The sequence below is a fragment of the Aporhodopirellula rubra genome (assembly GCF_014192335.1).
Classification (GTDB): Bacteria; Planctomycetota; Planctomycetia; order Pirellulales; family Pirellulaceae; genus Rhodopirellula; species Rhodopirellula rubra.
The window spans coordinates 86726-106200 of record NZ_JACHXU010000014.1; the positions used below are offsets into that span (position 1 = coordinate 86726).

General features: G+C 55.3%; 13 protein-coding genes. 5 read left to right on the top strand and 8 right to left on the bottom strand.

Annotated features, from left to right (window positions below):
* Positions 1-29: 29 nt before the first annotated feature.
* On the bottom strand, positions 30-533 hold the full coding sequence (locus FHS27_RS18625) for a hypothetical protein (RefSeq protein ID WP_184306480.1): 504 nt from the start codon (positions 531-533) through the stop codon (positions 30-32).
* A gap of 293 nt (positions 534-826) precedes the next feature.
* Here FHS27_RS18625 and FHS27_RS18630 point away from each other — a divergent pair, with 293 nt between their 5' ends.
* A complete protein-coding gene (locus FHS27_RS18630; RefSeq protein WP_184306394.1) occupies positions 827-1891 on the top strand; it encodes a lipid-binding SYLF domain-containing protein in 1065 nt (354 codons plus the stop codon).
* Between the two features lie 480 nt (positions 1892-2371).
* Here FHS27_RS18630 and FHS27_RS18635 read toward each other — a convergent pair whose 3' ends face one another.
* Together FHS27_RS18635 and FHS27_RS18640 are read right to left on the bottom strand one after the other, a co-directional pair.
* On the bottom strand, positions 2372-2563 hold the full coding sequence (locus tag FHS27_RS18635) for a hypothetical protein (RefSeq protein WP_184306395.1): 192 nt from the start codon (positions 2561-2563) through the stop codon (positions 2372-2374).
* A 54-nt stretch (positions 2564-2617) separates the two neighbouring features.
* A complete protein-coding gene (locus FHS27_RS18640) occupies positions 2618-3856 on the bottom strand; it encodes a DUF1559 domain-containing protein (protein ID WP_184306396.1) in 1239 nt (412 codons plus the stop codon).
* 742 nt (positions 3857-4598) lie between these two features.
* On the opposite strand from FHS27_RS18640, the gene FHS27_RS18645 reads away from it, so the two are divergent.
* Positions 4599-4778, top strand: a complete 180-nt coding sequence (locus tag FHS27_RS18645) for a hypothetical protein (RefSeq protein ID WP_184306397.1) — start codon at positions 4599-4601, stop codon at positions 4776-4778.
* A gap of 97 nt (positions 4779-4875) precedes the next feature.
* Here FHS27_RS18645 and FHS27_RS18650 read toward each other — a convergent pair whose 3' ends face one another.
* The 4 genes from FHS27_RS18650 to FHS27_RS18665 all read right to left on the bottom strand — a co-directional run bounded on the left by FHS27_RS18650 (position 4876) and on the right by FHS27_RS18665 (position 10237).
* Positions 4876-6141: a DUF1559 domain-containing protein gene (locus tag FHS27_RS18650; protein WP_184306398.1), complete on the bottom strand. Its 1266-nt coding sequence runs from the start codon at positions 6139-6141 to the stop codon at positions 4876-4878.
* Between the two features lie 315 nt (positions 6142-6456).
* Positions 6457-7881 carry an arylsulfatase gene (locus FHS27_RS18655; protein WP_246420135.1) on the bottom strand — a complete coding sequence of 475 codons (1425 nt, stop codon included), beginning with the start codon at positions 7879-7881 and terminating at the stop codon, positions 6457-6459.
* A gap of 272 nt (positions 7882-8153) precedes the next feature.
* Positions 8154-9347: a cis-3-hydroxy-L-proline dehydratase gene (locus FHS27_RS18660; protein ID WP_184306399.1), complete on the bottom strand. Its 1194-nt coding sequence runs from the start codon at positions 9345-9347 to the stop codon at positions 8154-8156.
* A 128-nt stretch (positions 9348-9475) separates the two neighbouring features.
* The gene (locus tag FHS27_RS18665; RefSeq protein ID WP_184306400.1) at positions 9476-10237 is read right to left on the bottom strand and encodes an AraC family transcriptional regulator; all 762 of its coding nucleotides are present in this window, start codon (positions 10235-10237) and stop codon (positions 9476-9478) included.
* Positions 10238-11510: 1273 nt separating this feature from the next.
* Between FHS27_RS18665 and FHS27_RS18670 the strand changes: the two genes are divergently transcribed.
* Both FHS27_RS18670 and FHS27_RS18675 read left to right on the top strand, forming a co-directional pair.
* Positions 11511-13016, top strand: a complete 1506-nt coding sequence (locus tag FHS27_RS18670) for an efflux RND transporter periplasmic adaptor subunit (RefSeq protein ID WP_184306401.1) — start codon at positions 11511-11513, stop codon at positions 13014-13016.
* Entirely contained in the window at positions 13013-16279 is a 3267-nt protein-coding gene (locus FHS27_RS18675; RefSeq protein WP_184306402.1) for an efflux RND transporter permease subunit, read from the top strand. Before FHS27_RS18670 ends, FHS27_RS18675 begins: the two co-directional genes overlap by 4 nt.
* A 27-nt stretch (positions 16280-16306) precedes the next feature.
* Here FHS27_RS18675 and FHS27_RS18680 read toward each other — a convergent pair whose 3' ends face one another.
* On the bottom strand, positions 16307-17743 hold the full coding sequence (locus FHS27_RS18680; protein WP_184306403.1) for a porin: 1437 nt from the start codon (positions 17741-17743) through the stop codon (positions 16307-16309).
* Between the two features lie 394 nt (positions 17744-18137).
* Here FHS27_RS18680 and FHS27_RS18685 point away from each other — a divergent pair, with 394 nt between their 5' ends.
* Positions 18138-19469, top strand: a complete 1332-nt coding sequence (locus FHS27_RS18685) for a lipopolysaccharide biosynthesis protein (protein ID WP_184306404.1) — start codon at positions 18138-18140, stop codon at positions 19467-19469.
* Positions 19470-19475 lie beyond the last annotated feature (6 nt).

Consider the following 19475-nt stretch of genomic DNA (forward strand, 5'->3'; position numbering starts at 1 on the left):
TCAGTCAACCACGCAACGGCGAACCGACGTCATCTCTGAAACAACGCTTCGGGAGAGATCATCGCCTGCTCGACGGCAGGCGAAGCGGAGGTCGAATGAGGTTGGCCACCGTATCGACGCGGTGGCTTTCCCAAACGATTCCACAATTCGATTTGTTTCTCCTTGGCTTCGTCGAGGCTTTCGCCCATTTCCGAGGCGCTTCGTTGTGCGTCGGCAAGAAGTCGTGATACCGTACCGAGTCGTGGATCGGCACGGTTGGTGTTGAGGTTTGCGATCGTTTCGAGTTGGGTTTGTGCGGCCAACAGCTGCTTTTCGAGTTCGGCGAATCGGTCGCCAGCGTTCTCAACCTCGACGAGCGTTTCCTCGTCAAATTCGACTCCCGCGAAAGAGCGAATACCCGCGTCTTGTAAGATTTCTCGCACCGTTGTCGGTGTGAATAGCAATGCAAGCAACGCAATTACCAGAATGATCTCGCGGATCGCGGCAAATCCGTCACGAACCGATGCAAACTTATTGGCGGCTGGATCAGACATGTTTTCGCTCCGGCGACACAGAAATTTAGGTTGCTCTTTTTCGCGATATTCGAGTCTCAGCGTCCAGATCGATTTTGCTGTCTCGATGAAAATTTGTGACCGCAATCGATTCTGAAACGCGTTCGCATCCCAGAACATGGAGCAGGCGAGCGAAGGCAATGCCTCGATCTCTCTTCTGCAGATTGCCCAAAGACAATAGACTGCACCGATCTCCCATTTGGTGGCCAGGATTTCGGCCATAACTTCTGGGGGCAGTGGAACGGACTTTTTGCTTATCTCGGGAGAAGAAGACGATGGATCGATTCGGTTTGCGTGTGGCAGTTGCGTTGTTGTTCGCAACGGTCGGCTATTGGACGCCGGTTTCCGGACAGATCGTTCAGGAGCAGACCGTTCAAGCGTCCGCGGTGGTGCTCAACGAGGTGCTCGTCGGGCCGCTGAGTAAGATTCCACATGCGATGCTCAATGACGCACACGGCGTGGCGATCATTCCGAATGTCATCAAAGGTGGGTTCATCGTCGGTGCCCGTCACGGCCGCGGCCTCTTGTTCGTTCGGGAAAAAAATGGGGTCTGGCACGCTCCCGTTTTTATTACGCTGACGGGCGGAAACCTCGGATGGCAGGCTGGCGTGCAATCGTCCGATATCGTGCTCGTCTTCAAGTCGGAACGCAGCGTCCAAAACATCCTGTCGGGTAAATTAACGCTCGGAGCCGACGTTGCCGCCGCGGCGGGGCCGGTGGGACGTCAGGGAGCGGTGGCCACCGACGGTCAATTGCAAGCCGAAATCTATTCGTACTCGCGGAGCCGCGGGTTGTTTGCCGGCGTATCGATCGATGGTTCGGTCGTCCGTGTCGATCAGCTTGCGACGGGGGACTACTACCGGGCGGCGGTTCCAGGCGGGCCCGTGGTGGTTCCTGAATTGGCTCAGCAATTGACGTTCGCGGTCGCAACGCTCGCTGGCGGACCGACGACCGTTCCGCCGGTGGACGGATCGCTCGCGACGCCCAATCCCGCGTTGGGCGATCCCGGCGCGCTGGCTCAGCGGATGGGCACGCAGGAGCCGGATATTCTTCGGAACCAGCTTGAACAACTCGCCCCCCAACTCGACGTGCTGCTCGATCCGCAGTGGAGATCGTATTTAGCATTGCCGCCGAACCTCTTTGTCGGAGGCTCTCACCCGACGCCCGAAGAGTTGAATGCGGTTGTGGTGCGTTTTCAAACAGTGGCCAGCGATCCTCGCTATCAGGATCTGTCGGCGCAGCCCGCGTTTCAGTCCGTGTTCGGACTGCTGAAGCATTATCAGGTCGCACTGACGGCGGAAGCCTCGACGCTGAATTTGCCACCACCGCCGGCAGGCTGAAGAATCGGTAGCGATACCGATCGTGGTAGGGCAGGCTCGCGAAATCGCCTTGGCAAACAGCCGGGGCATTGAACGAGTCGATCGGCAATATTCAAAGAGATGTTGCCGACTTTGTCAGACTGAATTCTGGCAAGTCTAGATTCGCTGATCCGCCGTGGTTGAAGGTAGCGACGATCACAAATACATGGTTGATCGTATGCGACGGTGGCATCAATCAAAATGGAAACACACCGGCTCCACGCCAGCGGCGATAGCGAGCAATCACTCGCTATCACCTCGGCGGGAATCTCTATCACGCTGAGTTTCATCTCGCCACCGGAAAGGTAGCCGACAAAACACGCCCGCCTCAGGCAGACTCGCGTGTTTGCGTGATGGCTTCGATCGACGTGCCCGCACAGGTTTCGCGTTGCCACTCGCGAATTGATCGGGGCGTCGATCGATCATTCGTCTGTTGAGAATCTGGCAACCTGTTGGACTGGCCTACTGATCCATGTCATCGGCTCGACCAACAGGCTGTTTGTTCAACTCCTCGTCCGAGATGACCATTTCAGGATGTTCATCCAGGTAGGCTCGCATTTCGTCGCGTTCAACGGGGACAGCGGGTTCAGCCGGCTCACATCCCGCTATGAAGACGAGTGCAAAAACGGTGCTTAGAAAAATTGAGCTACGCATGAGATTAAATCGCAATGGAGGACTGAGGTACAAGTGACAGTGAGTCATTCGAGATCACGGGAAATCGCTAATGACTTCACTGGAGGCTCGCGTTCCGAGAGCTCCCCACAACCCATACGGGCTCACGCTGCCCGGGACCGACAGAGGATCATCGTGAGCGGCATGGACGCCAACTTGTCCACGACCCCCATCACCGGCTTCGATCGAATCGGTCACGAACTTAACTGCACCATCACCCATCAGGACATGCACACCACCTTGGTGACGACTACTCGGCGGCGCGACAACGATGGAATAGTAGAAGTTGTTACCGCACAGCTCGGCGTTCGGCGGAAGGATCGTCAACATCTGCGTGAAAATCGGCAGCAGCGATGCCCATTTCATTCCACGCTGTTGGTCACCGCTACCACGCAAGGTATTGGGTGTGGGGGTGTCCGACCAAAAGAGCGGGCGTTCCGGATCGAGACTAACTCGGCATGCAAGGTTACCACCCTGGTTAAGAATGTTGGAAACCATGTTATCGGCGAGGTGAGTTCGTTTATCTCGGTCACCTAGATCCGTCGCGATTTCTCCAGCGAAGATCGTGTTGGAAAGTCCATCGAGCACATCGCGAAACTTCGAGTCCAATTGAACTGCAAAAGCACCTCGCTGAGACGCGCGGACTCGCTCGTTCATTGGCGGCGTGCCTCCGCTTTGTGGGATGCCCGTCAGTCGATTCAGCGCGCCACCGAAGCCGGTGTCGCACGAGTCACCCGTGCACAATGCGTAGTTGGTACGACCTGGTGCGGGAAGACCGACACCTGGATCGCTCGGGCAACGCAGGGTCGGAATGTTCGTAATCCATGGGTCGTAGTAGCCCCACGTCAGGTGAGCGGAGAGAGGCATGCCGGGCCATGGGCCCATCGGGTTGTAAACTCGAACTCCTCCGGAGTCATCCGTCGTTTGATACGGATTGCTGATCTGTTCCCACAACGCTTGTTGTTCGAAAAATGGTGTGAGGGGAACGAGAGCTGATCGCTCCAATCGATTGTTGCCTCGTTGGCCACTTTCATGACGGCCGGCGTGACTACCTTTGGTGCCACCTCCGTGGGTGGGCAGTTGTTTGTAAGTTGAGTGGTAATTGTGAATCGCCAGCCCAATCTGTTTGAAGTTGTTGCTGCAGCTCATCCGGCGTGCGGCCTCGCGGGCAGCTTGAACCGCGGGCAACAATAAGCCCACTAATACTCCGATAATGGCAATTACTACCAAGAGTTCAACCAGTGTGAACCCTACTCGCTTCTGCAATTTCGACATTGCAATCCCTTTCGACAAGTGAAAATACTCAGCCATCAACGCAAACTGCAATCAATGACAATAAACAGGGCTGAGGAAAGCCTGTTCGCGAACTCACCTGGGGAAATAAGCTGGCTCACCACAACACCTGATAAGGCTAGAAGTTCCGGAGCAACGATGATTGGTGTATCGACTTGTCGTTTAATTAAAGTGCGCACAAATTCAGGGTGCAGCAGTCAAGTTTTTCAAGACAACGCAATTGAAGCACGCCCTCTACCAGCCATGCGTTGCTATTGTTTTCTGCCGTTGTATCGGGGTGTGAAAGGCAACACGCGACGCGGAATCGTGGAACAGGGAAGTGCGAATTGCAGGGCGAATTCTCGTAAACTGCGAGATAGAAAGAGTGTTTTACTTGTTCGGCGCGTTCACACCACGAAGATGGTTTCCATTTTAGTCGCGGAGGACAAGTGATCGGTTTGCTGCGATCGTTGCAGCGTTGTGGGTGAGTATGCGCATGTCGAAACGGATGACACTCGCACGCGAAGAACGCACGGTCGCGTTGGTTTGCCTTCGATACACTCATCTCATTGATGAGAAATGGTAACTCGGCAATTTTGACGGGGATTTACCTGTCATCGAATGAAACCTGCTATCATCGGTTTAGGAGCAATAGGTAAACGGCTTGTTGCATGATTGTCATTTGCTCGTCCTATAAGACAGCGATGCCAAGAATTGAATAACTTTTTTTGAGAAGAGATTTGCAATGAAGAAGTTAAGTGCATTGGGGTGTTTGTTGCTATTGTCCATTTGCCTCACTCCAATGGCAATTGTTGGCTGCGGCGCGGATAGTGGATCAAAGGTTGTCAAACCCGATATGTCTGCGGAAGAGATTCAAGCGAAAGCTGATGCCAAAGCGGATGCGGACGAAGTCGACCCTACCTAATTGTCCTTCATCACGAAACAAAAAAATCCCTGAAAGATGCTGAGCGTCTTCCAGGGATAGGAGGCAGTGAAGTTTTCAGCCAATGAATTGGTCGAGGTCAAAATTCCTCGCCGATGACTTCTTTGGATGCTCGACTACCTAAGGCACCCCATAAACCGTATGGGCTCTTGCCGCCAACCAAGTTCTGGTTTGCAGAGTCGTAGTAGTAAGGGATCGTCGCGTCGGAGTTTCCGGCTTCGATCGAGTCAGTAATGAATCTGACCGCGCCGTCACCCATCACGACATGAGCCCCGCCTTGGTGCCGGCTGCCCGCTGCCATCGGTCCTCCGTAGGCCGCACCGTTGGTGGACAAGATGCACGAAGGGCTGTTTGGCGGATGGATCGTGTAAAAACCAGTGAAGACGGGACCCCAGTCTGCCCAGCGAAACCCTCGGCCATCGTCGTTATTGAGCGTGTTAAAACCTGGATACGAGGTTAGCCAAAACTGGGGCCGGGTGGGATCCACGGCGTCGTCGCAAATACCGGGATTGATGTACGAATCTCCGCTGCTGGGCGCGCTGAACGATGAACCGCCGATAATACGCAAATTGGTGCGTGCATCGTTGTCGCCAAGGTCAGTCACAATTTCGCCCGCCATGATGGTATTGGAGAGGCCGTCAAGAGTGTCGCGGAAACGCACTGCGTGGCGAGGCCGAAACAATCCTCGGTGACCCGCACGTGTTCGCTCGGCAACTTGCGCGAGCGTTGCAAGCGAATGGAATTGACCGGTGGTTTGACCATTGGCCGCTGGGTTAGAAAGCTGGTAAACGTAGTGTCCGTCTCCCAAGCATGCTGCATAGTTGGTGCGTCCTTGGCCGGGTAAACCGGTTCCCGGATCGCTGGGGCAACGCAAGGTAGCCAGTTCAGTAGCCCATGGAACATAACCATCTTGAACCCAAGGGTTGGGGCCCATGGCAGGCCACGGTCCGGTCATCGTGGAGCCAAGCGTGTTCTCAAGACTGGGGTTTGTAATCATCTCCCAAAGCGCTTGCTGTTCAAAGAATGGTGTCAAACCAACGAGCATGCTCAATCGACGGGAGTTGCGTCCCCCGCCACTTGTGATGTTCCCGCCACCGTTTCCGAAGCCTTGGTTGTGGGTGGAGTCCGTTCCACTTCCCTGGATAGGCAATTGCTTGTAAGCGGAATGGTAGTTGTGAGCCGCTAATCCAATTTGCTTGAAATTGTTGCTGCAGCTCATCCGCCGGGCTGCTTCTCGGGCTGCCTGAACGGCCGGTAACAGGAGCCCCACGAGCACCCCGATAATCGCGATCACGACGAGTAGTTCTACAAGCGTGAAACCTCTCGACCTCTCTGACTTTTTCATTCCAACCCTTTTCTATAAAGACGATATCGATGTGCCTGGCAGTGCAATCACATTCGCTAGAAAAGTCACCGCCATAGACTTGAAGTCGACTCGAGGTGCGTCGGCAACTGTTCCTCTGAGGGGTACCACGGCCGCTTTCTCGGAGCCTTGTCATATGTTAGAAAAGTTTAAGTTTGCGTTATTGGATAGATCGCTTGCAGATTCGCGAAAGTGCGCACAACAACGAGCTTTCGTTTCCGCAACGAGTGATTCCCTTGCTTAAGTCGTGGGTTAGTTGGCTCGTTTCTGCCGCTAACGAGCGGCGGCTGTTCCGCTTTATGGAGCGTGATGACCTTTGAAGCCAAGTGACGCATCGATGACGGAACCAGGAACGGGCGTTTCGTGTGCGGATCCGGCCAGTGCTTTCATTTTGTCGAGCACGTCTGGGTTTTGCGATGAAACGTCTTGCGTCTCTTCGATATCTTTTTCGAGGTCGTATAACTCGAATGGAGCAGATGCGTTCGGCTGGATCGCCTTCCATTTTCCCATTCGTACCGCGACGCTGTGTCTGTCTTCCCAGTACAGATAGGGATGCTGTTCCTGAACGCGGCCGGTGGCATCTTCGCCGAGCAGGGTTGGCGCGATTGAGATTCCATCGGTGTCTGGCGTAGGCGACGTTCCCGCGAGTTCGGCAAGCGTAGGCATGATGTCGGGGAAGTAACCTAAGTAGCCCGATACCGAATTCGGTTTGATCCGACCGGGCCATCGAACGAGAAACGGAATCCGAAGACCTCCTTCGTAGAAGTTTCCTTTCCCTCCCCGGAAACGTTCACCCGTGTTTGGATTGAGATTGGGGGCGAAGAAGCCATGAGGGTATTTTTCACTTTGGAAATACTCTTGCCCCCCATTGTCGCCCGACACGAATACGATCGTGTTTTGGTCGATTTCTAGATCACGAAGCAACTGCATCACTTCGCCAATTTGGCGATCGACCATTTCAACCATGGCTGCGTAGGTTTGCACATCGTGTTCGCTGCGTTGAACGTTGGCGTCCCACTCTTGGTCTTTGTATTTGATGTATGCGGGATCATCCTTTGGCATTCCCCAGTGCCCATGCGGCGGCGTCCATGGCATGTAGGCGAAGAACGGTTCGTCGTGGTGGTCACGGATGAACTGCAATCCTTCTTGATGGATCAATCCATGAGCGAATGTTTCTCCGATATAGGGATCCCCGGTGTTTCCGGGCAGCGTAACTTTTTCGCTGTTGCGGATGAGATATCGAGGGTAATAGGAGTGTGCGTGTACTTGGTGATAGTAGCCGAAGAACGTGTCAAAACCGTGTTTTTCTGGTACACCGCTGGTGCCGACATCGCCAATTCCCCACTTACCGAATCCGCCGGTGGCGTATCCACGTTCTTTAAGTATTTCTGCGATCGTGACGTCCTCGGCTCGCAGTCCTGCACCGCCGCCATTGAGGCGAACGGTGGTGTGTCCGAGGTGTTTTCCCGTCATGAGTGTGCTGCGGGTGGGGGCGCACACGTTCGCACCAGCGAGAAATTGCGGGAATCGCATCCCCTCTTTCGCAATCTGATCGATGTTTGGCGTGTCCAAAATTGGATGCCCCATCGCGGATGATTCGAAGTATCCCCATTCGTCCATCATGATGAAAATGATGTTCGGCGGGGCAGTTGTGCGGGCCGCCTCGGCTCGGATCGATACCGACAGCGCAAGCAAGAATACAAACGTTATTCGCAATGTCATGGTGATTCCAAAAAGAGAAAAGCGTCTGCATCAAGCGTGACGCTGTGTATTGGAAAATGGCGATACGCCGAATTTGCCTATTTCGAGGCGTGTCATCGATCTGTCACGAAGACGAACCGATATGCGAATCGCAAGAGGACGTGGGAAAGCGTCGTGAACAAGCGGCCGAGTTGACATCCAGAGGAAATCGCCTTGTCGCCGTTTCGTGATGATCTTGACCCGACGACGAAAGACCTCGAAAAGGACTCGCTGTCGGGCGCATTGTCACTTGATCAGACGCTTTGGGTGACCGAGTTGATATGGGGTTCTGGCATTGCCATACCATCAGTTTTGGCGTGAGAATTCGACGCCGGTTTGCTGCAGTTCGAGACTTCCCAAACGACGGGACCGATTGCGTCGACGATGGGGGTCACACCCAATCCCGGTGCTTCGCTCGCCTTCATAAATCCGTTTTCACGGCGAGGTGCGCCGGTCGCGTTACAAACGGTGTTGTAACTGTTAAAGTCGGTGCTAGTGAAACGCATCGGCTCCGGGGTGCTGTGTGCGAGGTGCGCGATCGCGGCGGTGGTGATGTCGCCACCCCAGCTGTCTTCGATCGTCATCGCGATTCCCAACGACACGCACAGGTCGCGAGCTTGTTTCGCTTTGGTGAGTCCACCGAACTTGCTGATCTTGATGTTAACGATATCCATCGCTAAATCGCGGTTGGCACGCATCAGCATCGCGAGGCTGTCGATGTTTTCATCGAGTGCGAACGGCAGCGTCGTGTTTTGACGAACGGCCAAGCATTCTTGGTAGGTGAGGCAAGGTTGTTCGATGTAAACGTCTAGATCACGAACCGCGTTGACGACCCGCATGGCTTCGTGTTGCGTCCATCCGGTGTTGGCGTCTGCGACGAGTCGATCACTCGGGGCCAGGATTTCGCGTGCCGCGTGGATGCGTGCAATGTCCGTGTCCGCATCGCCGCCGACTTTCAATTGGAAACGGGTGTAGCCTTCGTCGCGGTACTTGGCAACGTTGCTCGCCATCTCATCAGGTGGCAATTGCGTGATTGCGCGGTACAGGCGAACACTCTCGCCATAGCGACCGCCCATTAGAGTGCAGACGGGAAGGCCGGTCGCTTTACCGAGAAGGTCCCAACAAGCGATGTCGATCGCGGTCTTAACGTAAGGGTGTCCGTTGAGTACGGAATCCATCTGCACGTTCAGTTTGGTTAACTGAAGCGGATCGGCACCGAGGAGGTGGGGGGCCAACTCTCGCAGTCCGCAGCGAACGCCATCGGCATAGGCTGGTAGATAGCAGGGGCCCAGCGGACAAACCTCGCCGTATCCGATCAAGCCGCTGTCGGTTTCAACACCGACGACCGTACTGTCGAACACCGAAACGGAATTTCCATTGTTCCAGCGGTAGGTTCCTTCTACTAAAGGCAACTCGACACGATGTGCAAAAATCCGTGCAATTTTCATAAATTGATCCGCTGAAAGGAGCATTTCCTGGTTGTGACGCGAGACATAATCTTAATCCCAACGGCATATCCACGCCTTGGATCAAAAGGGTGTGGGACAAAGAAAATGCGCACACTCCAAATTTAGTGTCATTCAACCTGTTTTGCTTGTCGTCGAAACTCCGACGGAGTCACGCCCGTTGCAATACGGAATGCTCTAGTAAACGCGCTCTGATCATAGAAACCGCTCGACAACGCAATATCAGAGATTGGTTTATCGGTTTCATAGAGCAAACGCGAGGCGACAGCGATTCGTGTCTTGCTGATGAACTGACTCGGCGTGAGGCCGAAGAGGCGTTTGGTGAGGCGAGCGAGTCGTTGCAGTGAAAGCTTTGACCGTTCGGCGAGGGCTGATGGCGTGTTGAATTCCGTCAGGTTCTGTTCGAAGTATTCCAACGCGGCAGCAAACTCTTCGGGGATCTCGTGGTTTTCAACCGGAGTCCGCACGTCACGTGAAAAACCAACGATGCCGACAATCTCACCGTCGTCATCGACAATCGGTAGTTTCGTCGTAAGGCACCAAACCGGTTCGTGTGGCAAGTGCCAATGCATTTCCAAGTAGTCGACGAGCGGGCGTCCCGTCCGTAACAATTTTGCATCTTGGTCCGTCGGCACTTGGCCGAATCTCCCGACGCAAATGTCGAGAGGACGCTTGCCAATCACATCCTCAACCTCGTTGAGGCCATGACGTTGGGCGAGAGATTTATTGACGGCGAGGTAGCGTCCCTCGATGTCTTTGACGAAAAATGCGACGTCGGGTGCTTGTTCGAATAGCTGGGCAAGTAGGTCGATGTCGATCGATCGAATCTTGCGAGGCTTCGTTTCAAACTCGTTGGATGTTGGATAATTCATGGAAGAGCACTGGATCAATGCGGGGCGGTCGCCTATCAAAACGCGAGCAAATCGTAGAAGCACGAGTTCGGCAAGTCCGTGCGACGATGGTCTCTACAAAATACGCTCTGATTGATACGGGCGAATCACGCCTGCAGATTAAAAGAATAGGCAAAACGAAAAAACGCGTCTGTCATTTGTGAGCCAGCATGAATGAATTCGGTGCCCCCCTGGGCTTCACAGTTGGACCTACATTCACTTTAGCATCGCCAAAGCCGTCTGTCTCACTGCGAAAGGGACCTGAGGGGTGAAAAAGACCACTCGGCGAAGAAACGGGGCGGGCCGAGCCCGGCTCGGAAAATCAAGACGGTGAATCGTACCAGCAAAACAAGAGGCATTCCGCTTGGGTGATACCCTGCCACATTACGGCGCGGTTTAGGTGGGGGCGTCGGCTGGTACACACCACAGGGGTAACCACGACGTCGGATGGAGAACGAACCTCGTCAGTCTCCTGCGGCCATCCTTTGCATGGTCGCTGGACCGACTTTGGTTGGCTTAGATGGTCTGTTTGCGTTGAGGATGTACTTATCCGATGGCAGTACGTGACAGTCGTTCACAATCCCCGTCGTGAAAAACTATCTCGGCCCCATCGCAAAAAACTAGCTCGGTTCGGAGGGTTCGATGAGACAGCCGTGCCTAGCGATATTAAGATGGGCATGGTCGGGCACGCGGTCATCACAGGTCATTTCAGCGGCACTCTGGTCACCGGCACAACAATCCTCAGTATTGAGTGAACACGCAATCCCGTTCGCATAGGAATGCTTGTATACGAGCAGGCGTATCGGATGCTCAGAGTTAAATCTAATTCGTGGTTCGTTCGCTTTTGCGTTGTGCAAAAGGCTAAATCACATCCCATCCTTACAATTTGGGCGTGAGTTTCATGAGTTGTTTTCGTTTGTGCGGGCAATCAAAGAAGGCGAAACCTTTTCCTCGAAAAAGGGTTAGAACGAGATGGCGTGTCGTCGACTTTGCCGGTTTACTGGGCATTGATCAGATTGCTGGGCATGGACGAGTCACGGGCCACGTTTTCTCGTTCGACTGGATTTTCCCCCTCACGACGGATCGAATCGCAATTCACCACATGGCGAAACGAACTTCAGCGGCCCGCCCTCCTCAATCTCCCTCCTCCCCATCTCTCAACGTTGCAATCCCGTTGCACCCGACATTGTTCAGCGACAACGCGTCGATTTGACCAGCACCCGCGAGTCCCTTTAGGCGAACCCCCTATCTACGTATGAGTGAAACAACCGAACCGGCATCGAATGATTCGCCGGCTCCCGCGTCCGGGACACCTTCCCGCAACGTGGTGAGCATTGTCGTGAACGTGATTGTTTCGGTTGCCGTGTTGGCCGCGTGCTTGTTCGGCTACACGTTGTTAGGAGAACGTCAACGACCGCAACGTTCAAAGCCGAAGAAGTCGGCGGTGACGGTAGTGACGACGGAAGCCTTGACGCCGCATAAAGGTCCCGTCCAAATCGAGGCGAACGGCGTTGTGGTGCCATTTCGCGAGATCCGGTTGGCTACCGAAGTTGCCGGGCGGATCATTGAACAATCCGACAACTTGCGAGCGGGCCGAATGGTTGAGGCCGGTGAAGTGCTGATTCGGTTGGACCCGATCGAATACGAGCTCGAGGTCGAGCGGTTACGAGCACAGGCGGCACAGGAGGCATCTGAAATCGTGGCTGCCGATGTCGGAATCGAAAACACGGGGCAGCTAACTTTGCTCGCCGAACAGCAGTTGCGGATCGCCACGGAAGAGCGTGAACGCGTCGCTTCGCTGGTCAAACGTCAAGCGGCCTCGGTTGCCGAGGTCGACGTCGCGAAGCGAGCGGAACTTTCCGCTCGAGCTGCGTTGGTGGAACTTCAAAACCGCCGCCGCGAATTGGTGGCGAGCAAGCAATTGATCGTCGACAAACAGGCACTCACGGCGACGGCGCTAAAACGAGCCGAACTGGATCTCGCTCGTTGTACGGTTAAGTCTCCGATTCGAGGAATCGTGGTGGCATCCACGGTCGAGGAACAGTCTTTCGTGGCGACCGGAACGACGTTTGTCACCATCGAGGACACGTCTGCTGTTGAGGTGCGTACGAACCTCACGTCGGACCAAATGATCTGGATCTGGAGCAGTCGAGGACGTGTTTCGCTGGCGGGTTCCGCGGGCGTTGAAATACCACATGTGCCGGCAATGATCACGACCGAATTCGGAGCCGAGATTTTCAGTTGGCCTGCGGTGTTGGAACGAATCGACGGGGCCGGCATTGATCCTGGGACGCGAACGTACCCTTGTCTGTTTCGCGTCGATGTTCCCGAGTCGGTGCGATCCTCGACGGAGTCTCGTCGGTTGACCCGTGGGCTCTTTGTGGCCGTCTCGATCGCGGCGGATCCCGATCGCGTGCTTTATCAACTGCCCGAGCATGCGATCAGGCCAGGGAACCGCGTCTGGCTGAACATCGACGGTAAACTCAGTATTGTGCCTGTCACCTTGGTCAGCCGGTCCGATAGCACCGTCATCGTCGAATTGTCTCAGCCGACGACCGCAACAAAGTCGTTTGAGACGGCCGACGTGATTGTTTCGCCCATCAGTGATCCGACCGAAGGAATGGCGGTCGGAACCCCGTCGGAACAAAAGCCACTCGGCGCCGCGCAGATGTCCGGAACGTCCGAGGCGACCACGCTGACCAATGACAGGGGCACCGCGGACGAACCCACGACGTCCGGCGACGAGAAGGTGCAAGGATGAAAAGCCTGATTGCTTGGGCTGTCAAAAACTGGCAGGCCATGAACGTCGTGATGATCGGCGTTCTACTCTTAGGCGGATTCAGCCTTTCAAAATTGCGTCGAGATTTTTGGCCCGATTTCGAACTGTATGTGCTGAACATTTCCGTCGTGTATCCGGGCGCGAGCCCGGATGAAATCGAGGAAGGGATACTCGAAAAGATTGAGGAATCCATTCGCACCGTTGATGGCATCGAAGAGATGACGTCATCTGCCCGCGAGGGGCTCGGTAGCGTTTCGTTGGAGCTGGATCCTGATGCCACGCAAGACGATGCGCAGCGCGTGTTGACGGAAGTCACGACATTGATCGGTCAAATCCCCAGCTTTCCGGAATTGGCGGAGAAGCCCGATATTCGCATGAACACGAACTTCGTGACGGCGATTCGTGTTGCCGTCATGGGGCCTAAATCGCCGCGGCTGACGGGCTCCAACGAGGACAACGCGGACGGCGATGCTGACGATTCGCGTTTGGCCGAGGCTGTGGATGCCGAAGAGGCGAAAGCGGAAGCCGCTCTCGCACTCCGGCGTGTCGCCGAACGGGTTCGCAGCGAGGTGCTCGCGTTGCCATCGGTCTCGGTCGCCGATCTCGTCGGCACACCGGATTACCAGATCGACATTGAGATCCCCGAACAAACCCTTCGGGAATACAACCTGTCGCTGAAGAGCGTTGCCGATATTGTCCGGGCGAACAACGTGGAGCTGCCCGGTGGGACGCTACGTGGTCGCTCTCAGGAGATTCTGCTTCGCGGAAGTGACAAGAGCACTGTCGGCGCAGGGATCGAATCGATTCCTTTAGTCAGTGAACCCGGTGGCGCGGTGCTGACCGTTGGCGATCTCGGACGCGTGCGAGATGAGTTCTCGGTCGACGGCAGTGTCAATGAGGTTAACGGGCGGCCTGCTGTCCTCGTGTCGGTCGAAACGACCAGCGCGGATGACTTGATCAAAGTGTCTGACGACGTCCGAGAATACGTCGAACGCGAGAAGCACAACTTGCCCGCCGGTTACACGATGCTCGCGATGCGTGATCGGTCGACCAGTGTTAAGAACCGGCTGAGTTTGCTGAGCAAGAACGCATGGATGGGGCTCGTGCTCGTCTTTGTCGTTCTGGCGTTGTTTCTCGAGATGCGTTTGGCGTGGTGGGTGATGCTGGGCATTCCGGTTTCACTGTTGGGGGCGTGTATCTACATGTTCTATGGCGGCCAAACGCTCAACATGACCTCGATGTTTGCGTTTCTGATTGCACTGGGAATCGTGGTCGACGACGCGATCGTGGTCGGTGAAAACATTTACGCGCACCGCGAGAAGGGAAAGAGCTATCACCAGGCGGCGATTGACGGTGCCTACGAAGTTATGCCTTCGGTTATTACCGCAATTCTGACCACGGTGATCGCGTTCGCTCCGATCATGTACATGGAAGGCCGCATCAAGCGGTTGACGGTGGTGTTGCCGATGTGCGTCAGTGCGATGCTGTTGATTTCGATGATCGAAAGCCTGACCATCTTGCCGGCTCACCTATCGCATCGTCGCAGTCGGTTTTTGGATGCACTCGGATACGTGCTCTATCCGCTCCGGCCGTTAGGGATGTTGATGGAACATTCCAACGCGGGAATGTCTCGATTGTTGGCCTGGGTGATCGATCATTGGTACACGCCAACGCTACGCTGGTCGCTCCGTAATCCCGCAATCGTGCTCTCGACGCTCGCGGGAATGTTGATCTTGTCTGTTGGAGTGGTCCGTTCCGGGATGGTGCCGTTTTTGTTGTTGCCGAAGATCGATTTTGGCTTCATCACGGTGCAGGTGACCTATCCCGACGGGACACCCGTGGACGTTACCAACCGAGCGACGGAGAGACTCGAGGACGCCATTTGGCGGGTCAATCAACGATCCATCGACGAGAAGTTGACCGCCGATCCAGAAGGGTTTGTGCAAGCCGTCCAGCGAACGGTCGGTTCATCAGGTGATGAAGTCGGCACGTCGATTGCCAGTCATGTCGGTGGATTGTTTATCCAATTGAATGATATCGGTGAGCGTACCGTTTCGAGCGATGACATCGTGCGGATGTGGCGTGAAGAATCGGGGCGATTCCCGGGTGCCGAAGCGGTCGCGTTCGGCGCTACACCTCGAGGACCCGCGTCGCTGCCGATTGAGATGCGATTGATGGCGACAGGCGACAACCTCGATCAACTCGATGCGGCGATCGAGCTATGCAAATCAAAGCTTTCCGAATACCCGTACGTGTCCGATATCGCGACCGATACTCGACAGGGGAAATGGGAGTATCGGATCAAGATTCGCGACGATGCGCAAGCGATGGGGATATCGCTCGCGGATGTCGCCGGTACGGTGCGAGCATCGTACTACGGCGAAGAAGTCATGCGTTTGCAACGCGGCCGGCACGAAGTTCCGTTGCGAGTTCGCTACCCGCGTGCGGAACGCAACACATTGGTCAGCTTCGACGACATACGTATTCGCGGCGCCGAACGGATGGAGAGACCATTATCGGAGGTCGCGGAGGTGGACGTGCAGCGAGGGTATTCCGAAATTCGCCGTGTGAATCAAATGCGCAGCGTGGGCGTCGTTGCGGACGTCGATGAAACTCGGGGTAACGCGTTTAACGTGGTCGCCGATTTGAAAGCGAACTTCGTTCCTGTGTTCAAGCAACAGTTCCCGGGCGTTCAGCTCGAGTGGGCGGGCCAACAGGAACAGACCGACGAGACGGTGAACTCATTGACGCTCGGTTTCTTCTTCGTGCTCGGTGCGATGTTCTTGCTCCTAACGATCCAGTTCAATTCGACTTGGCAGGCGATCTTGATTCTTTCGATCATCCCGTTTGGGTTCATCGGTGCGATCATTGGTCACATCGTTATGAACATCGATCTGACGCTATTTAGCATCTTTGGGATCGTTGCTTTGGCGGGTGTGGTCGTGAACGATTCGATCGTGCTGGTCGACTTCATCAACCGGCGTGTCGCCGACGGGTTGCCGCTTCACGAGGCGATCATCGACGGAGGACGCCGACGTTTCCGCGCCGTGTTGCTAACGTCGGTGACCACCTGTGCCGGAATGATGCCGATCCTATTGGAGCGTTCGAAGGAGGCGCAGGTCGTTTCACCGATGGCAACGAGTCTGACGTTTGGCCTCGCGCTGAGCACGCTCGTCGTGTTGATCCTCGCACCTGTGATGTACCTCGTCACGGCTAAGATTTCGCCGCCGCCTGAGGAGACGTGATTAGCGAGATCGCAGCCAAGCGAGGCGTCAGAAACTGAACTGAATTTGAGACCGCGCCAGCCATCCGCGGTCACCGGGGCTGATGTCGAGAGCGGACGAATTCACCGAGGCGCCGTCGAGGTAGGTTATGTCGACAACGGACTTGGCATGGTTCTCGCGGAAGTACCACGTCAGACCTCCGGCGATCTCTTCGCTACTTTTCGTGGACTGGCCGAGCGTTCCGGAGTCGCCCTCGATGTGCGACCAACGCGCTAGCATTTGCAGTTTGTCGGGAACGATGAAATATCCTGTTTGCAACCAGAACCCATGATCGAACAGGTTGGTCATCGTCGGATCATCCATGCTCGTTACGGTACGGAAATAGTATTCGAACGTGGTTGACCATCCACGGAATTTGGTCGATACATCAACGCTGAAAAGCGAAACGTCATATTGGGTCACGTTTGCGGGAAGAATACTCGCGAGCGTTTGCCCCGAGTCAACAACGCGAAGGCTGTTGAATTCGCTCGTGCCTGCCCGATCGATTTGCGACGTCGCGTAGCCAGCACCGATGCGCATCGCGAGGTGTTCGTGACCGTCGAAATCCGTGAGTGCCCCCGCGCCCCACTCGCCGATCGGTTCGGCGTGGAATCGTGCTGAGAATGCGAAATTGTCATCGAGCGTGCCGCTGCTGCCCGTTTCGGCGCCGCCGGTCACGAGACCGTTGAATAGGGCGGCCTCCCAGAGAACGGGAAACGAAAATCGATTGACGCTACCGTAAACTCCCCACGCTAAACTGCGGTTGACGTCGAAGAACGTGCTCGCCATCGAACGGTCGGAGAATTCAAACTCTTTTCCCGACAACCAGCGTGCCATCGTGAAGGGCATCTTATATTTGCCCGTTCGCAATCCGAACGCACCTTTTTGCAATCCGAACTGTCGGTGCCCAATATCGTAGGACAGCGAGTAGTCGAGTAACCGAACCGTTTCGCCGCTGCTGCTGCGTCCGTCGAGTTGGACGTAGTACGAAAAGTCCGGGGTGAATGCACTCCCCGAAAAGAGCAAGCGTCCGCGTTTGAGTTGGAATTGGTTTAGATCAACGTTGGGTTGTTCGATATCCGAAGTCGTGTGCCGGATTTGGCCCCAACCGTTAATCTTTAAATGAAACGGGAAATTGGATGCGCTCAGGTCTTCGTTTCGTTTGCTCGCGATGACAAACCCGTCGTCATATCCTGCACGTACCCCGTCGAAGACAAGCGTGGGCGGCGGCGTATCAAAGTAGATTTCGTGCGAGTCTGAATGATTGCTCGAAGGAGCCGGTTGTGGCAGTGTGCCCTGATCGATTGATGCCGCGTTGTCATAGTCGGCGGAGATCAGATCTTGAAGCGTTGCGTGTTGGTTCCACTTCGCGTCTTCGCACCATGCACCCGACGGCATCGCAATCGCCGAAAACACGAAGGTCAATAATGCAATGCCAAGACGCACGTGGAATAGCCTGCCGTTACAGAAGAAAAAATCCGACTCTTCGTTTATCGACGTACAATCGTCATATCCCGAGCATGGGGCGGTGACCAACGGCCTAGGGGGCCTGCGTAAGATGTAGCGGCAGCGGCGGGCTGAGAATTGGCGAGCTAGGTCGAGAGCGACAAACTGATTTCCTTTACACTCCCGGCCATGAAGGACGAGAGTAATTCCTGTGAAGATATAGCCGATGTCGGCAGATTTTGGCGACTTACATCCCGCCGGATGCGGCGACAGTGAACGAGCACGCTATGTTTTGAGGTGCTCGCATCTCGTGCTCGGGGTTTGACGCGAGACCACGACCAACGACTGCTGAAGCCTTAGCAGACTTATTCGATCTACTTGAAATGCCAGCGTTTTGAAGACGAAGCGAGATGCCGAATTGGATGCCGAACCGCGGGTTGCCGTGATTTTGGTCGTGCTCACGTTCATCGGAGTCGCATTCGGGTACGCGACGTCAATTGTCGTGGCGAGAGTTTTGGGACCGATCGGGTTTGAGCAATACGCGGTAGCGATCGCAACGTTGGGTGTGCTTTCGTCGGTCGCAGAGATGGGCGTGGGGAAAAACGCGTTGAAAGTGCTGCCTGGGTTTGAGGTTTCCGGGCAGATGTCCATGGCGTCCGGCTATTGGCGATACAGCGTGGTTACTCTGCTGGTCATGAGCAGCACCATCGCGGTCGCCGTCATTGGATGGTCGCTGCTGCATCGAGGTCTTCCGGCCGGAAAACCGCTCGCCACTGCGATGTTGTTCCTGCCGTTTGCTGCCGTCAGTGGTGCCGGAATCGATTTCGTCATGGCGAATCGGATCGCGATCGGGGGTGCGGTGATCGCTCGCATCATTGTTCCTGGAACGACGCTCTTGTTGCTCGCGATTGCCTGGGCGGCCGGGCTGAACGTTTCGATCTCCATGATGGTGGTGCTCTATGGCAGTGGTTGCGTGTTCGGTGCGATACTCGCGTCGATCGTGTTTTGGAAATCATCGCCGCCGGAGTATTTCACGGCACGGCCCGCGTATGAGGTGAAGGGCTGGTTGCGGCAGTGTATCTATTTTGCGGTTTTTGCGTTGCTCGCGGCGGCGTTGTTCCGCGTCAGTATTCTGGTTCTGGAAACGCTGCCGATCGATGCGGTTGAGGTCGCGTTGATGGCGGCGGCGCTCGACACAGGGTGCCTGATCTTGCTGCTCGCGAAATCCACGGACAAACTATTTCAGCCGCAAATGTCGATCGTGCTGGTAGAGTCGGATTGGGAGGCCGGCATGAAGATTCGAACCAAGAGGTTCACTATCATCGGCACCGCATGCGCAGTGTTTCTCGCGGTGATCTGGTTGTTCGGCAAACGCATCCTTGGTTTGTATGGGGAAGAGTTTGAAGCCGCCTATCCTGCGTTAATCTTTGTTTCGATGGGAGCTTCGGCATGGACGTTGTTTTCGCTTTCACCCATCTTTCTCCACTTTCGTGGACTCAGCGTCTATGTCCTAATTGTCACCGGAATCGCAAACGTGGTGCTGGTGGCAGTGACGGCGTGGTTTGGTGTTCCGTACGGCGCGAAAGGCGCAGGACTCGCGTTCGGTGTCGTCCTTCTGGTGACCATTTTAGTGTTCCGTATCCGCGCCGGTGTTGAACTGCGGCGGTTAGAAGCCATGCCCCCCGGGGCCGACCCGGACGCAGTCATTAAAGCAGACTTAAACTGATTCAAT

Bases quoted from the DNA above. Each gene is read 5' to 3' on its own strand.
- FHS27_RS18625 (WP_184306480.1), bottom strand. From the start codon at position 533: ATGTCTGATCCAGCCGCCAATAAGTTTGCATCGGTTCGTGACGGATTT.
- FHS27_RS18630 (WP_184306394.1), top strand. From the start codon at position 827: ATGGATCGATTCGGTTTGCGTGTGGCAGTTGCGTTGTTGTTCGCAACG.
- FHS27_RS18635 (WP_184306395.1), bottom strand. From the start codon at position 2,563: ATGCGTAGCTCAATTTTTCTAAGCACCGTTTTTGCACTCGTCTTCATA.
- FHS27_RS18640 (WP_184306396.1), bottom strand. From the start codon at position 3,856: ATGTCGAAATTGCAGAAGCGAGTAGGGTTCACACTGGTTGAACTCTTG.
- FHS27_RS18645 (WP_184306397.1), top strand. From the start codon at position 4,599: ATGAAGAAGTTAAGTGCATTGGGGTGTTTGTTGCTATTGTCCATTTGC.
- FHS27_RS18650 (WP_184306398.1), bottom strand. From the start codon at position 6,141: ATGAAAAAGTCAGAGAGGTCGAGAGGTTTCACGCTTGTAGAACTACTC.
- FHS27_RS18655 (WP_246420135.1), bottom strand. From the start codon at position 7,881: ATGACATTGCGAATAACGTTTGTATTCTTGCTTGCGCTGTCGGTATCG.
- FHS27_RS18660 (WP_184306399.1), bottom strand. From the start codon at position 9,347: ATGAAAATTGCACGGATTTTTGCACATCGTGTCGAGTTGCCTTTAGTA.
- FHS27_RS18665 (WP_184306400.1), bottom strand. From the start codon at position 10,237: ATGAATTATCCAACATCCAACGAGTTTGAAACGAAGCCTCGCAAGATT.
- FHS27_RS18670 (WP_184306401.1), top strand. From the start codon at position 11,511: ATGAGTGAAACAACCGAACCGGCATCGAATGATTCGCCGGCTCCCGCG.
- FHS27_RS18675 (WP_184306402.1), top strand. From the start codon at position 13,013: ATGAAAAGCCTGATTGCTTGGGCTGTCAAAAACTGGCAGGCCATGAAC.